Consider the following 14230-nt stretch of genomic DNA (forward strand, 5'->3'; position numbering starts at 1 on the left):
CAATACCACATCATGGCGACTACATCCGATCTATCCGCAGTACGGCCGCCTAGCCGTACCGGTGACATCCTGTTTGGTGGCCTGACGCGCGGCGCCGCCATCGTGACCTTGCTGCTGCTTGGCGGCATCATCGTGTCGCTTGCAATCAGCGCCTGGCCTTCGATCGAGGCCTTCGGCCTGCGCTTCCTGTGGACCGCAGAGTGGGATCCACCCGCGGACGTCTATGGCGCGCTGGTGCCGATCTACGGCACCATCGTCACCTCCCTGATCGCCCTGATCATCGCGGTGCCCATCAGCTTTGGCATCGCGCTGTTCCTGACCGAGCTGTCGCCGGCCTGGCTGCGCCGCCCGCTCGGCACCGCCATCGAATTGCTGGCTGCCGTACCCTCGATCGTCTACGGCATGTGGGGCCTGCTGGTCTTCTCGCCGATCTTCGGCGAGTACTTCCAGAAGCCGCTGGCCGCCACCGTGGGCCAGGTGCCGCTGATCGGCAAGCTGTTCCAGGGTGCGCCCCTGGGCATCGGCCTGCTGTGCGCCGGCGTGATCCTGGCGATCATGATCATTCCCTACATCGCGTCTGTGATGCGCGATGTGTTCGAAGTTACCCCGGTTTTGCTCAAGGAATCGGCCTATGGCATCGGCTGCACCACGTGGGAAGTGATGTGGCGTGTGGTGCTGCCCTTCACCCGTGCCGGCGTGATCGGCGGCGTGATGCTGGGCCTGGGCCGCGCGCTGGGCGAGACCATGGCGGTCACCTTCGTGATCGGCAATACCAACCTGCTGGACAACGCCTCGCTGTTCTCGCCGGGCAACAGCATCACCTCGGCACTGGCCAATGAGTTCGCCGAAGCCGGCGCCGGCCTGCATACCGCCGCGCTGATGGAGCTTGGCCTGATCCTGTTCTTTATCACGTTCGTGGTCCTGGCGCTGTCCAAGATCCTGTTGCTCCGCCTGGCCAAGAACGAGGGTGCAAAATGAGCCAAGCCGCCATGTCTTCCTCTTCCTCTACGTCGATTCCGGCAGTCAGTCCGGATGCGGATGCCACGCGCACGCGTCTGCAGGCACGGCGCCGCCGCACCAACTTCTATGCCCTGACGGCGTCGCTGGGCGCCATGGGGTTCGGTCTGTTCTGGCTGGCCTGGATCCTGTGGACCACCATTTCGCTGGGAGTGGGCGGCCTGTCGATGGATCTGTTCACGCAGATGACGCCGGCGCCGAATACCGCTGGCGGCGGCCTGGCCAATGCGATCTACGGCAGCTTCGTGATGGTGGGCCTCGCCACGCTGTGCGGAACGCCCTTGGGCATCCTGGCCGGCATCTACCTGGCCGAATACGGCAAGACGTCGCCGTTGGCCAGTTTTATCCGCTTTATCAATGACATCCTGCTGTCGGCGCCGTCGATCGTGATCGGCCTGTTCGTCTACGCGCTGGTGGTGACCCGCATGGGCCATTTTTCCGCCTGGGCCGGCATCTGCGCGCTGGCGTTGCTGCAGATTCCGATCGTGGTGCGCACGACCGAGAACATGCTGAACCTGGTCCCGAATGCGCTGCGCGAGGCCGCCTTCGCGCTCGGCACGCCCAAGTGGAAGATGGTGCTGTCGATCACGGTGAAGTCGTCATATGCAGGCATCGTCACCGGCGTGCTGCTGGCGGTTGCGCGTATCGCCGGCGAGACCGCGCCGCTGCTGTTCACGGCCTTGTCCAACCAGTTCTGGACCAGCGACCTGAACAAGCCGATGGCGAACCTGCCGGTGACCATCTTCCGCTTCGCCATGAGCCCGTTCGTCGAGTGGCAGCAACTGGCCTGGGCCGGCGTGTTCCTGATTACCGTTGGTGTGCTGGCGCTCAATATCCTGGCACGCATGCTGTTCAAGAAATGACCGGCAGCGCGATAGCCGCACGGCCTACCCCAAATTCTTTGCGAGAGACGAGCATGACCTCGACCGTCATCGACATTCCCGACACGACCCGCGCCAAGATCGATGTGCGCGACCTGAACTTCTACTACGGCCAGTTCCATGCGTTGAAGAACGTCAATATGTCGATCCCCGAGCGCAAGGTGACGGCCTTTATCGGCCCGTCCGGCTGCGGCAAGTCGACCCTGTTGCGTACCTTCAACAAGATGTACGCGCTCTATCCGGAGCAGCGTGCCGAGGGCGAGATCAACATGGATGGCGAGAACCTGCTGACCGCCAAGAAAGACATCGCTCTGCTGCGCGCCAAGGTTGGCATGGTGTTCCAGAAGCCCACGCCGTTCCCCATGTCGATCTATGACAATATCGCCTTTGGGGTGCGCCTGTTCGAGAAGCTGTCGCGCTCCGAGATGGACGACCGCGTGGAATGGGCACTGTCCAAGGCGGCGTTGTGGAACGAAGCCAAGGACAAGCTCAACCAGTCGGGCTACGGCCTGTCCGGCGGCCAGCAGCAGCGCCTGTGCATCGCGCGCGGTATTGCCATCCGCCCCGAAGTGCTGTTGCTGGATGAGCCGTGCTCCGCACTTGACCCGATCTCGACCGGCCGCATCGAAGAGCTGATCGCGGAGCTGAAGGACGAGTACACGGTGGTGATCGTGACCCACAATATGCAGCAAGCCGCGCGCTGCTCGGACTACACCGCGTATATGTACCTGGGTGAACTGATCGAGTTCGGCGAGACCGAGAAGATCTTCATCAAGCCGCATCGCAAGGAAACCGAAGACTACATCACCGGCCGTTTCGGCTGATTGAGCGTTACGCACATAACGCATAGCATACGAATAGAGCGGCTAGGAGAGCAACATGTCTGACAAGCATCTGTCGACCCAATTCGACGCCGACCTCAACGCCATCAGCACGAAACTGCTGCAGATGGGCGGTCTGGTCGAGTCGCAGATCGAAAACGCCATGCGGGCGCTTTCGGAGTTCGACGCGGGCCTGGCCGACCAGGTCATCGCGCGCGAGCACCACCTGAATGCCCTGGAGCTCGAGATCGATGCCGATTGCGGCAACATCATCGCGCGCCGGCAGCCGACCGCGCGCGATCTGCGCCTGGTGATGGCGATTTCGAAGACCATCACCAACCTGGAGCGCGCCGGCGACGAAGCGGAGAAGATCGCCAAGCGCACCAAGCACATCATGGAAGACGCAGGCGCCCACCAGATCAATTACTCCGAGGTGAAGCTCTCGGGTGATCTGGCCATCGCGCTGCTGCGCCAGGCACTCGATGCCTTTGCGCGCCTGGACACCGTGGCTGCCGCCCGGATCGTCAAGGACGACAAGGCCATCGACGACGAATTCCGTGCGTTCGTGCGCAAGCTCATCACCTATATGATGGAAGACCCGCGCACGATCTCGGTCGCGCTGGATTTCCTCTTTATCGCCAAGGCGATCGAGCGCATTGGCGACCACGCCAAGAACATCGCTGAATTCATCATCTACATCGTCAAGGGAACCGACGTCCGCCACGCCTCGCGTGAGGACATGGAGCGCGAAGCGCTGAGTTAAGGCGCCACCGCGGAGAAAATTACATGCCAAGCAGCATTCTTGTTGTCGAAGACGAACCCGCGATTGCCGAACTGATCGCGGTTAACCTGCAACACGCGGGACACTATCCGATCCGGGCCTATAACGCCGAGCAGGCGCTGTCACTGATGAGCGACGTGCTGCCCGACCTGGTGCTGCTCGACTGGATGCTCCCGGGCAAGTCGGGAGCCACCTTCGCCAAGGAGCTGCGCAATAACGACCGCACCAAGCAGATTCCTATCATCATGCTTACCGCGCGCAGCGAGGAGCAGGACAAGGTGCTGGGGCTCGAGGCCGGCGCGGATGACTACGTCACCAAGCCGTTCTCGCCCAAGGAACTGCTGGCCCGCATCAAGGCCGTGCTGCGCCGCCGCGCCCCCCAACTGACCGACGACGTCGTTGCCATCAATGGCCTGCGCCTTGACCCGGCTACGCACCGGGTCACCGGCCAGGATGAATCTGGCCTGATCAAGCTGGACCTGGGTCCTACCGAGTTCCGTTTACTGCACTTTTTGATGACGCATCCGGAGCGCGTTCACAGCCGTTCGCAGTTGCTGGACCAGGTGTGGGGCGATCACGTGTTCGTGGAAGAGCGGACCGTCGACGTGCACATCAAGCGCCTGCGCGCCGCGCTGACTCCTGGTGGCTACAGCAACATGATCGAGACGGTGCGCGGCAGCGGCTACCGCCTGGCTCGCGCGCCCAGCCACTGATGGGCAGGCTTGCCACGTCGTTTCCGGCGTGGCGCCTGTTACAGCTTGCCTGTTTCGTGGCACACTCCACCGCATTCCATGCGGTCTTGCCGCCTGCCTGACCTTCTCACTTCTTCATGAACGTCATCTGGGCCCGTTCGGCGGCCATCCTGATTTTCCTGGCCCTGGCTTCGGCCGGGCTGTACTTCTTCCTTGGCCCCGTGCTTGCGCTGGCCGTGCTGTGCGTCGGGTTGCTGGGGCATCTGCTCTATTACATCTACCAGATCAACCGGCTCTGGAAAGTGCTGGACGCGCCTGCCTACGGCGAGATTCCCAGCGCGCTGGGGCTATGGGGCGAGGTGTATTACCGCCTGCATCGCCTGGTCAAGCGCTGGCGCACCCAGGTGTTGCAGGTCGAGCAGCAACATACTCGTTTTATCCAGGCCATCCAGGCGTCGCCCAATGGCGTTCTGATGCTGGATGATGCCGACCAGATCGAATGGTGCAACGATGTGGCCGAGCAGCATTTTGGCCTCAATGCGCGGCGCGACGTGCGCCAGCGCATCACCCACCTGATCCGGCGGCCGGAATTCGTCCAGTACCTGCACTTGCAGCGTTTCGATGAGCCGCTGGTGATGCGCGACATGGGCGAGCACAAGCGCAGCGTGATCGCCGTGCAGATCCTGCCTTACGGCGAAAGCCGCAAGCTGGTGTTGACACACGACATCACCAAGGTGGAGAACACGGAGGCGATGCGCAGGGATTTCGTCGCCAACGTCTCGCACGAACTGAAGACACCACTGACGGTGCTGACCGGCTTCCTGGAAACGGTGCGCGACCTGCCTGTGTCGGAGCAGGATCGCAACCGCTACCTCGACATGATGCTGGTGCAGTCCATGCGCATGCAGCACCTGGTCGAGGACTTGCTGGTGCTGGCCAAGCTGGAAAGCGACGAGCAGCCGCCGAGCCAGGACCGGATCGACCTGGCCGAGCTGGTTGCGCACCTCGTGCACGACGCCGAGGCGCTGTCCCAGGGCGAGCACCAGATCTCCGCGCAGATCGACCCGGCCGTCATGATCCGCGGTGCGGAACGTGAACTGCTGTCGGCCTTCGGCAACCTGGTTTCCAATGCGGTGCGCTACACGCCGGAGGGCGGGCGCATCAGCATCGCGCTGAACTACGAGAACGAGCACGCCATTTTCTCGGTCACCGATACGGGCCTGGGCATTGCCGCCGACCATATCCCGCGCCTCACCGAGCGTTTCTACCGGGTCGACCGCAGCCGTTCGCGCGATACCGGTGGGACCGGCCTCGGGCTCGCCATTGTCAAGCATGTGCTGTCGCGCCACCATGCCGACCTGCGCATCACCAGCGAAGTGGGGCGCGGCAGCGTGTTCCGCGTGGTCTTCCCTGTCGATCGCAGCGGCTATATGCCTAGCGCCTTGCCGCGGCCGGGAGAGTCGCCGCAGAAGGCGGCCTGAGCAGCGCCTGCTCGCGGCGTGGTGCATGGCACGGCGCACGCGAGGCGCGCCGTGCCGACCTCACCTCACCCTCACCCTCAGGCGCTGCCGAACAGGGCCAGCAGGTCGTTCTGGCTGACGTGCGGCTGCTTGGACTTGGTGTGCTTGCGGATGTAGCTGCCGTCGGGCTGCATGATCCATGCGGAGGCATTGTCGTGCAGATGTACTCGCAGGCTCTCCTTGATGACCCGCGCCTTCAGTACTTTGTCCAGTACCGGGAATGCCACCTCGACGCGACGGAACAGGTTGCGGTCCATCCAGTCCGCGCTGGACAGGTAGACCACCTCCGTGCCGCCGGCCAGGAAGTAATAGACCCGGTGATGCTCGAGGAAGCGCCCGACGATGGAGCGCACCGTGATGTGCTCCGACAGGCCCGGCACCCCTGGGCGCAGCGCGCACACTCCACGGATGATCAGGTCGATCTTCACGCCGGCGCGTGATGCCTTGTACAGCTCGTCGATGATGGATGGTTCCAGCAGCGCATTCATCTTGGCCATGATGCGCGCGGGCTTGCCGGCACGGGCGTTGCGGGCCTCCGCGCGGATATGCTCCACCAGATTGCTCTGCATGGTGAACGGCGACTGCCACAGGTGATTCAGGCGGATGGTGCCCGCGGTGCCCGTTAGCAGCTGGAACACGTGCTGGACGTCCTCGCAGATCTTCTCGTTGGCGGTGAGCAGGCCGAAATCGGTGTATAGCCGCGCGGTGCGCGGATGATAGTTCCCGGTGCCCAGGTGCGCATAGCGGCGCAGCTTGAACTGCTTGCTCTTGGCGCCTTCCAGTTCGCGGCGCACCATCAGCAGCATCTTGGCATGGCACTTGTGGCCAACCACGCCATAGACCACATGCGCGCCGGCGGATTCGAGCCGCTCGGCCCAGTTGATGTTGGTTTCCTCGTCAAAGCGCGCCAGCAGTTCCACCACTACAGTGACTTCCTTGCCATTGCGCGCCGCGGTCATCAGCGCCTCCATCACCGGCGACTCGTTGCCGGTGCGGTAGACGGTCTGCTTGATGGCTACCACGGCAGGGTCGACGGCGGCTTGCTGCAGCAGGTCGAGCACCGAGCTGAAGCTCTCGTAGGGATGGTGCAGCAGCACGTCCTGCTGGCGGATCGCGTCGAACATCGAAGCGCCGGGCGCAAACACCTTGACCGGCGCCGGCACGTGCGGCGGGTATTTGAGGGCGGGGCGGTCGACCAGGTCGGGGATCTGCATCAGCCGCACCAGGTTGACCGGGCCGCTCACGCGGTACACGTCCTGCTCGCCCAGGCCGGATTCGAGCAGCAGGCGGCGCGCCATGGCCGGCGGGGTGTCGGCCGAGATTTCCAGGCGCACGGTGTCGCCGAAGTGGCGGGTCGGCAGCTCGCCTTGCAGTGCCTCGCGCAGGTCCGTGATATCGTCCTCCGACACGAACAGGTCAGAGTTGCGGGTGACGCGGAACTGATAGCAGCCGTTGACCTTGATAGCGGGGAACAGCTCATGCACGAAGGCTTGCATGAAGGACGACAGCAGCACAAATCCGTAGGGATAGCCCGAGAGTTCCTCGGGCATCCTGACTACGCGCGGCAGCGCGCGGGGTGCCTGCACGATGGCCAGGTCGGCCTCCCGGCCGAAGGCATCCTTGCCCGATAACTCAATGACGAAATTCAGGCTCTTGTTAAGCACCCGCGGGAAGGGGTGGGCCGGGTCCAGCGCGATCGGCGTCAGGACCGGGCCGAGCTCGCGCGTGAAGAAGCTGCGCGCCCATTCGCGCTGCGCCTCGTTCCAGGTGGAGGCGAGGTGAAAGAACACCCCTTCTTTTTCCAACAGGGGGAAAATCACGTTTTGCAGCATGTCATACTGCATGGCCACCAGCTTTTGCACGCGCTCCGTGACAATCTGGTATGCCTGCTGCAAGGAAAGGCCGTCGGGCGTGATGCCGGAAGGATTGTCACGCATCTGCTCCTTCAAGCCGGCCATGCGGATCTCGAAGAACTCGTCCAGATTACTTGAAACAATACAGATGAATTTCAGACGTTCGAGCAGCGGCACGCTGGCGTCAGCTGCCTGTGCCATGACTCTCGTATTGAATTCCAGAATGCCCATTTCGCGGTTGAGCAGCGTGCCGGGTGGGCTTGTCGACATAGGCATGACCTTCTTTTGGTAATGCGGCGACTTTTTCATAGAATCATGTCAAATTGATGACAATGTGATTTTGTCACGATGCAGACATGATAAAGACATATTTTCTAAGGTTGGGCGAACCTGACTGCCCGACACCGTTATTGACGCCGCGGCTTGCGGCTTTTACCCACATTCCCCTACCGCGATGAACCAAACCCCTCGCTTGCTGGCTGCCGTCGACATGGGCTCAAACAGCTTCCGCCTGATGATCGGGCGGGTGGATGAGAGCCTGACCGCATCCGGGCCGGCCAGCCAGCTATTCCAGGTCGATGCGCTGCGCGAGCCGGTGCGCCTGGCCGCGGGCCTGACGCCAGACAAGTACCTGGACCAGCCGGCCCGCCGGCGCGGCATCGACGCCCTGCGGCGTTTCGGCGACCGCCTGCGCGATTTCTCCCCTGACCAGGTGCGGGCGGTGGCGACCAATACGCTGCGGGTAGCCAAGAACGCGTCGGAATTCCTGATCGAGGCCGAGCACGCGCTCGGATTCCCGATTGAAGTGATTGCCGGGCGCGAAGAGGCGCGGTTGATCTACCTGGGCGCCTCGCACGATGCGCCGGCCTGTGCCGGCAACCGGCTGGTGGTCGATATCGGTGGCGGCTCGACCGAGTTCATCATCGGCAGCGGCTACACATCCAAGCTGATGGAGAGCCTCTACATCGGCTGTGTCTCGCACAGCCGCCAGTTCTTCCCCAGCGGCAACGTCGATGACTACGCGATGAAGCAGGCGGAACTGGCCGCGCGCAGGGAGATCCAGGTGCTCGTGCGCCAGTACCGGGCGGCCGGCTGGCAGCAGGCGGTGGGTTCGTCGGGTACGGCGCGCGCGCTGGCCGAACTGATCGAGCTCAACGGCATGAACGACAACCCGGCCGAGCACGGCATCACCCGCGAAGGCCTGGAGCGCCTCAAGCGCGCGCTGGTCAAGGCGGAGAACGCCAACCGGGTCAAGCTGGTGGGCCTGAAGGCGGACCGCATCCCCGTGCTGCCAGGTGGCCTGTCGATCATGCTCGGCGTGTTCGCCGAGCTCGACATCGATCGCATGGACGTCACCGACGGCGCGCTGCGCCTGGGTGTGCTGTACGACCTGCTGGGCCGCACGCACCACGAGGACATGCGCACCATCACCGTGGATCAGTTTATGCGCCGCTATGGCGTAGACCGCGCGCAAGCCCAACGCGTGCGCCAGGCCGCGCTGGGTTTGCTGGCGCAGTTTCCCGAGCCGCGCAATGAGCGCCGCGACGACAATCTGGCACTGCTGGGCTGGGCCGGCGGGCTGCATGAGATCGGCATGACCATCTCGCACAGCGGCTACCACAAGCACTCGGCGTACATCGCCACGCACGCCGACATGCCGGGCTTCTCGAAGACCGACCAGGCACGGCTGGCAACGCTGCTGCTCGGGCATGCCGGCAAGCTAGGCAAGCTTTCCGGCAGCGGCAAGTTCCTCGACTGGCGGATGCTCTTCAGCCTGCGCCTGGCGTTCGTGCTGTGCCGGCGCCGTGCTGACGAACCGCTGCCCGAGATCACCGTGGGCCAGCGTTCGGATGCGCTGGACGAAGGTTTCGAGGTGCGCTTGCCCAAGGCCTGGATCGAGGCCAACCCGCTGGTCGAATACAGCCTGGCGCAAGAAGCCGATGAGTGGGAGCGCATCGGCAAGCGCTACAAGGTGGTGTACGCCTAAGCAGAGCGCGGGGGCGGCCAGATGGCGGCCCCCGTTTCGATCGGCGGGCGTGAACCAATGCAGGCGGCGAGCGCCCGCACAGGCTCAGGCGTCGCGGTTCAAGCCAAGGAAGTGGCGCGCATAGCGGGGGTTCATGTCGTTTACGCGCAGCAGCGTGAGGAAGTCCGCCACGTTGAAGTCGGGATCCCACGCCGGCATGCCGCAAATTCGCGCGCCTAGCCGCAGGTAACCCTTGATCAGCGCCGGCGGCTCTACATCCAGCGTCTGATTGAGCTCGTCGATCGGCAGAGGCAGGCGCGGGAACGCGTGATATTCGATCGGCGCCAGGGCGCGCTCGGCGAAGACCCGGTACAGGCTGGCCGCATAGTGGCCGCCATCGCTCATCGGCACGCTCGCGCATCCGAGCATCGACTCGATGCCCCAGCGCTGCAGGTACTCGCCCAGGCCACCCCACAGCGCCATGATCACGCTGCCCGAGCGGTAGTCGCGGTGCACGCACGAGCGGCCCAGTTCCACCATCTTGGGCTTCAGGTGAGCCAGGCGCACCAAGTCGAATTCCGACTCGGCATAGAGGCAGCCAATACGCTTGGCCTGGTGGGGCGCCATAACGCGGTAGGTGCCGACCACCTTGAGCGTGGCCGTATCGCGCACGATCAGGTGGTCGCAGTAGGCGTCGAACATATCCACGTCGAGTTCAGGCCTCGACGGGTTCAGCCTGGCGCCCATTTCTTCGGCGAAGACCTTGTAGCGCAGGCGCTGCGCTTCTTCTACTTCATCCTGGTGGCGCGCCCACGCCACGCTGAAAGCAGGCTGGTCATGCGCTTGTTCATGTGCTTGTGCAGGTTGCTGGCGATGAAGACGCCTCCGCGCCGAATGGCCTGACAGGCCACTGGGCAGGGAATCGAACAACGGCTGGGTGGGCGTCGGGAGCTCTCGCATCAGTATGTCCTTTCGGTGACGAAACTGTTGCGGTCGAATGTAGAGAGGGCAGGTGACAGTGCCGTGAAGCGGTCGTGACGGTTCAGTGACGGCGGCCCGGAAAGCCGGGCCGCGCCGTTGCGGGGTGCCCAAAAATGCTAGAGAAATTCCGGATTGATGACTGCGCGCAACACGACCTGCGATTCACTTTCGCGCGTGCGCCCCGACAGCCACCAGATGCCGCTCTTGCGCACGCTCCAGTTCATTTCCGAGCCCGCCAGCAGCAGGCTGGCAAGTTGGCCAAGCCAAGGCTGGTGCCCGACCAGCACGGTGTGCTCGGCGCCTTGAGGCCAATCGATCGCAGCCAGCACCGCGCTGACATCGGCGCCCGGGGCAAGCTCGGGCAACACCTCTGCGTTCTCGCGCAGGGCGGCGGCGGTTTCGCGCGTACGCAGGGCCGGGCTGCAGACCACCCGCGTACCGGGAGGCAGATGGCTGCGCAGCCATGCGGCGGAGGCATCCGCCTGCTTATGTCCGCGTTTGGTCAGGGGGCGTTGCAGGTCGGCATTGCGGGAAAAGCCAAGCGCGCCAGACAACTCCTCGGCTTCGGCATGACGCCACAGGATCAGGTTCATGAGAGCGGTGTGCTCAAGCTAAAGGGGAAAAGGGGAAAGGGAAAACGGGAAATGGATGTTTCGAGTATGGCCACGCGCGCAGGTGCGTGCAAGACGGGCAAACACCGGGCGGGAACGCAGCATGGCACTGCCAAATGACACGCACGTGGCGAGCCATACATGGCGGAAGCTGCCGCAGCCTGGGGTGAAGCGATAGGGGGGGGCAATGGCCGACAAGCCACCGGCATCGACCAGCGCTCCAGGCCTGAGGCATCAGGATGGAATAGCCATCATGATTGTTTCAGTGGAGCCGCTAATGCACGATGCGTGCAGGTGGCTATGGCCAGATGTCTCCCAGGGCGGGACCGCCGCGATGCGGTGCCCTGGAATGCGGTCTAGCGCAACGCTCGCCGGGGGCGAGTGTGGAAGAAGATCAGACTTTGTGGCGGAAGTTGATGCGGCCCTTGGTCAGATCGTAGGGCGACATTTCCAGCGTCACGCGGTCACCAGCCAGAATGCGGATGCGGTGCTTCTGCATCTTGCCCGAGGCATAGGCCCAGATTTCCACGCCGTTTTCCAGCGTCACGCGGTAACGATTGTCCGGCAGGGCTTCCGAGACAACACCGCCAAATTCGATAAGTTCTTCCTTAGCCAATCTTCTTCCTTTACGGCAGCCTTGGGCTGCATGAATTTAGGTAAATCCGGTGAGGCGAGCGCTGGCATGCCTGCATGCTCGCGAGGTCCGGGTGCCAGCAGTGACAAGCGCCGGCTTGCTTGGTTGCGCCTTGAAGTTGCGGGAGGCAAGCTGACCCGGACCGGCACGGCAAAAAAGCGCGTGCAAAAAAGTCCACGTTAGGGAATCGCCGGGGGGCGCGTCAGTGCCCGGCAGATTGCCTTGCCGGTTGCGGTCGCAAGCTAATGCGGCCGTGCTACCGTGATAGGCGCGGGGGCAATGAAGCGGGCAAGATGTTCCCGGTGGCTTGCCGAACTGCGCTGGATACTGCGCTGCAGTGTGATGGCTGCATTCCTCGGCAAGGGCGCCCGGTTACAGGGCATGCTGCATAAACCCCGGGCTAACGCGCGATTATATCATGGGTGTGCAGTCCAGGCGTGGCGCGCGCATGGCCGCCTTACCCGGATATGGCCGCGAAAACAAGAGAAAAAGCCCGCCGCCGGGTGGGTTGCGGGCTTAAAAGTGGTGCGGGCGGTTCGCAGACCCGCCCGCTGCCAGTGTCTGTGTTTCAAGCGCGCAGGGGATCCCATATTCATGGCATTGCCATTGGGTGCTGCGGTGCAGTGAGGTGGGTGCCCGGCGCAGCGGCCGGCACTGGCCCGGACAAAATCAGGCGACAAAAAAAGGCTTAGACCTTACGGTCTAAGCCTTTGATCTTATTGCTAAATACTGGTCGGGGCGACATGATTCGAACATGCGACCCTCTGATCCCAAATCAGATGCGCTACCAGGCTGCGCTACGCCCCGAAGCCGTGGATTGTAGCTCGGCGGCGGGGCCGGGGTCAAATTTTACTTTTGCACCGGCCAAGCGAGGCGCCGGCCGATGTGGGGGTCGCCGCAGGATTTGATGGATAAAAGGTTCGCTTGACTTGGTCGCAAGCGCTGACATAATCCGCACACCGCAGCGGCCAGGCCCCGCGCCCGGTCAGGCGCACAGGCAATCCGTGCCGCTAGCGGGACTGGCGCCGAACATGAGAATAAGAGTGCCCTCGCCACGATCGCGAGGCCCAGCCCCTGTCCGCCGGGGCGCATGAAGACGGTCAGAAGCTTAAAAAGAAGGAATGGCGAAAACCTCGGGTCCGCGCGGGTCCCGGGGCGCATGGTGGCGTGACGGAACGCTGCCTGCCAAGTTGGACGGGGAAATCATGTTTCAGTCGCAGGTTAGTGTGCTGGTCGCGGGCCTATTCGGGTTGCAGATGGCGGTGGTGTTCGCAGTCTTGCAGCGCACACCCGGCATGGGCCGCGCCGGTTTGAATTCTTGGGTGACCGGCGCGTTGCTGGTCACCGCAGCCACCGTCTTGCTCGCTGCGCAGGACTATCTGCCGGAATGGCTTACGCTCAATCTGGTGGATCTGGTCATGACGGCGGCTTTGTCCTTGATGGTCTATGGCACGCGCCGCTTTTTCGGCAAGCGCGGGGGTGCGGCTGCGCTCTGCTTGCTGAACCTTGCCGTGCTGGCCAACGCCGCGTACTTCGATTGGGCGGGCGTGTCGCCGGCGGAGCCGGCGCTCGTCTTTATCCTGGCCAATACCTATCTTCCGCTGTTGTTGCTGCGCGTGGTGGCGCCGCAAGTGCGCGCCAGGCGCGGCACCGGCCGCCTGGCGGCGCTGTCGCTCGGGCTGATCGCGCTCGCTTGCGCGGTCATGGGCCTCTATCAAGCCATCGACCTCAAGCTGCTCCCCGCTGGCCTGGCCTGGCTGGCAAAGCGCCCGCCCCGGGAAACCTTTGCCGTCCTGCACGCCTTTGGCATTGTCAGCCTGGCCGTGAGCTTCGCGCTGCTTGCCCACGATAGCCTGCGCCGACGTCTGGAGCGCCGCGCCAGCTATGACGACCTGACCGACGTCCTGTCGCGCGGCCCTTACTGGGAGGCGCTGGAAGAGGCCTGCAAGCAAGCGGACCGCCAGCAACGCCCGCTGACCGTGGCGTTCATCGACCTGGATCATTTCAAGGCCATCAACGATCTCTATGGCCATCTGGCCGGCGACAGCGTGCTGCGCCACTTCAGCGGCTTGCTGCGCAAGTCGGTGCGCGCGGACGATTTCGTCGGCCGGCTGGGTGGGGAGGAGTTTGGCATCGTGATGCCCGGCACCGCGCTGGACCAGGGCCGGGCGATCAGCCTGCGCCTGAGTGCGCTTGTGCGCACCACGCCGTGCCCTTCCGAGCCGGATGCGATTTCCTACACGGTAAGCATCGGCATGGCGGAGCGGCTGCCGGGGGAGGGGGCGGATACGCTCATGCGCCGCGCCGACAATGCCCTCTACGATGCCAAAACCATGGGGCGCAACTGTGTGTCCACGCAACCCATTGACCGGCTTGCCGGCATGGCCACGACGCCGCGAATGCGGGTTTCGCAGGCATCCTGAGCCGGGCTGTGTCGGGCCGCATGCCGACACGGTAGGATCGGCCGCGGGGC

12 protein-coding genes and 1 tRNA gene are annotated in these 14230 nt (G+C 63.7%); 8 read left to right on the top strand and 5 right to left on the bottom strand.

The window, feature by feature from the left end; all coding sequences use genetic code 11:
* Nucleotides 1-12: 12 nt before the first annotated feature.
* From pstC to phoR, 6 genes are all read left to right on the top strand, one after another.
* Complete coding sequence (gene pstC, locus AC1RQC_RS20205) at nt 13-978, top strand: phosphate ABC transporter permease PstC (protein WP_174423342.1); 966 nt, start codon at nt 13-15, stop codon at nt 976-978.
* Between the two features lie 11 nt (nt 979-989).
* Nucleotides 990-1880: a phosphate ABC transporter permease PstA gene (gene pstA, locus AC1RQC_RS20210; protein WP_416049100.1), complete on the top strand. Its 891-nt coding sequence runs from the start codon at nt 990-992 to the stop codon at nt 1878-1880.
* 53 nt (nt 1881-1933) lie between these two features.
* Nucleotides 1934-2722, top strand: coding sequence for a phosphate ABC transporter ATP-binding protein PstB (gene pstB / locus AC1RQC_RS20215; protein ID WP_492373893.1), 789 nt, complete (start codon nt 1934-1936; stop codon nt 2720-2722).
* A gap of 55 nt (nt 2723-2777) precedes the next feature.
* The gene (gene phoU, locus AC1RQC_RS20220) at nt 2778-3482 is read left to right on the top strand and encodes a phosphate signaling complex protein PhoU (RefSeq protein ID WP_441636912.1); all 705 of its coding nucleotides are present in this window, start codon (nt 2778-2780) and stop codon (nt 3480-3482) included.
* A 23-nt stretch (nt 3483-3505) separates the two neighbouring features.
* Nucleotides 3506-4213 carry a phosphate regulon transcriptional regulator PhoB gene (gene phoB, locus AC1RQC_RS20225; protein WP_043347578.1) on the top strand — a complete coding sequence of 236 codons (708 nt, stop codon included), beginning with the start codon at nt 3506-3508 and terminating at the stop codon, nt 4211-4213.
* Nucleotides 4214-4329: 116 nt separating this feature from the next.
* The gene (gene phoR / locus AC1RQC_RS20230) at nt 4330-5673 is read left to right on the top strand and encodes a phosphate regulon sensor histidine kinase PhoR (protein ID WP_492809155.1); all 1344 of its coding nucleotides are present in this window, start codon (nt 4330-4332) and stop codon (nt 5671-5673) included.
* A 77-nt stretch (nt 5674-5750) separates the two neighbouring features.
* Here phoR and ppk1 read toward each other — a convergent pair whose 3' ends face one another.
* Nucleotides 5751-7874 (bottom strand): polyphosphate kinase 1, encoded by a 2124-nt coding sequence (gene ppk1, locus AC1RQC_RS20235; RefSeq protein ID WP_492809156.1) that lies wholly within the window; start codon nt 7872-7874, stop codon nt 5751-5753.
* A gap of 145 nt (nt 7875-8019) precedes the next feature.
* Here ppk1 and ppx point away from each other — a divergent pair, with 145 nt between their 5' ends.
* A complete protein-coding gene (gene ppx, locus AC1RQC_RS20240; protein ID WP_043347570.1) occupies nt 8020-9552 on the top strand; it encodes an exopolyphosphatase in 1533 nt (510 codons plus the stop codon).
* A gap of 84 nt (nt 9553-9636) precedes the next feature.
* Here ppx and AC1RQC_RS20245 read toward each other — a convergent pair whose 3' ends face one another.
* The 4 genes from AC1RQC_RS20245 to AC1RQC_RS20260 all read right to left on the bottom strand — a co-directional run bounded on the left by AC1RQC_RS20245 (nt 9637) and on the right by AC1RQC_RS20260 (nt 12564).
* On the bottom strand, nt 9637-10491 hold the full coding sequence (locus AC1RQC_RS20245) for a GNAT family N-acetyltransferase (protein ID WP_082054896.1): 855 nt from the start codon (nt 10489-10491) through the stop codon (nt 9637-9639).
* 137 nt (nt 10492-10628) lie between these two features.
* Complete coding sequence (locus AC1RQC_RS20250; RefSeq protein WP_150983323.1) at nt 10629-11105, bottom strand: SixA phosphatase family protein; 477 nt, start codon at nt 11103-11105, stop codon at nt 10629-10631.
* A gap of 412 nt (nt 11106-11517) precedes the next feature.
* Complete coding sequence (gene infA, locus AC1RQC_RS20255; RefSeq protein WP_006157708.1) at nt 11518-11739, bottom strand: translation initiation factor IF-1; 222 nt, start codon at nt 11737-11739, stop codon at nt 11518-11520.
* A 748-nt stretch (nt 11740-12487) separates the two neighbouring features.
* Nucleotides 12488-12564, bottom strand: a tRNA-Pro gene (locus tag AC1RQC_RS20260).
* Between the two features lie 398 nt (nt 12565-12962).
* Here AC1RQC_RS20260 and AC1RQC_RS20265 point away from each other — a divergent pair.
* Nucleotides 12963-14180: a GGDEF domain-containing protein gene (locus tag AC1RQC_RS20265; RefSeq protein ID WP_492809157.1), complete on the top strand. Its 1218-nt coding sequence runs from the start codon at nt 12963-12965 to the stop codon at nt 14178-14180.
* Nucleotides 14181-14230 lie beyond the last annotated feature (50 nt).

It is taken from the genome of Cupriavidus sp. GW822-FHT03E04 (genome assembly GCF_058801495.1).

Excerpts from the sequence above, each read along its gene's own strand:
- ppk1 (WP_492809156.1), bottom strand. The coding sequence starts at position 7,874 with ATGAAAAAGTCGCCGCATTACCAAAAGAAGGTCATGCCTATGTCGACA.
- AC1RQC_RS20245 (WP_082054896.1), bottom strand. The coding sequence starts at position 10,491 with ATGCGAGAGCTCCCGACGCCCACCCAGCCGTTGTTCGATTCCCTGCCC.
- AC1RQC_RS20250 (WP_150983323.1), bottom strand. The coding sequence starts at position 11,105 with ATGAACCTGATCCTGTGGCGTCATGCCGAAGCCGAGGAGTTGTCTGGC.
- phoB (WP_043347578.1), top strand. The coding sequence starts at position 3,506 with ATGCCAAGCAGCATTCTTGTTGTCGAAGACGAACCCGCGATTGCCGAA.
- AC1RQC_RS20265 (WP_492809157.1), top strand. The coding sequence starts at position 12,963 with ATGTTTCAGTCGCAGGTTAGTGTGCTGGTCGCGGGCCTATTCGGGTTG.
- phoR (WP_492809155.1), top strand. The coding sequence starts at position 4,330 with ATGAACGTCATCTGGGCCCGTTCGGCGGCCATCCTGATTTTCCTGGCC.
- phoU (WP_441636912.1), top strand. The coding sequence starts at position 2,778 with ATGTCTGACAAGCATCTGTCGACCCAATTCGACGCCGACCTCAACGCC.
- pstC (WP_174423342.1), top strand. The coding sequence starts at position 13 with ATGGCGACTACATCCGATCTATCCGCAGTACGGCCGCCTAGCCGTACC.
- pstB (WP_492373893.1), top strand. The coding sequence starts at position 1,934 with ATGACCTCGACCGTCATCGACATTCCCGACACGACCCGCGCCAAGATC.
- ppx (WP_043347570.1), top strand. The coding sequence starts at position 8,020 with ATGAACCAAACCCCTCGCTTGCTGGCTGCCGTCGACATGGGCTCAAAC.
- pstA (WP_416049100.1), top strand. The coding sequence starts at position 990 with ATGTCTTCCTCTTCCTCTACGTCGATTCCGGCAGTCAGTCCGGATGCG.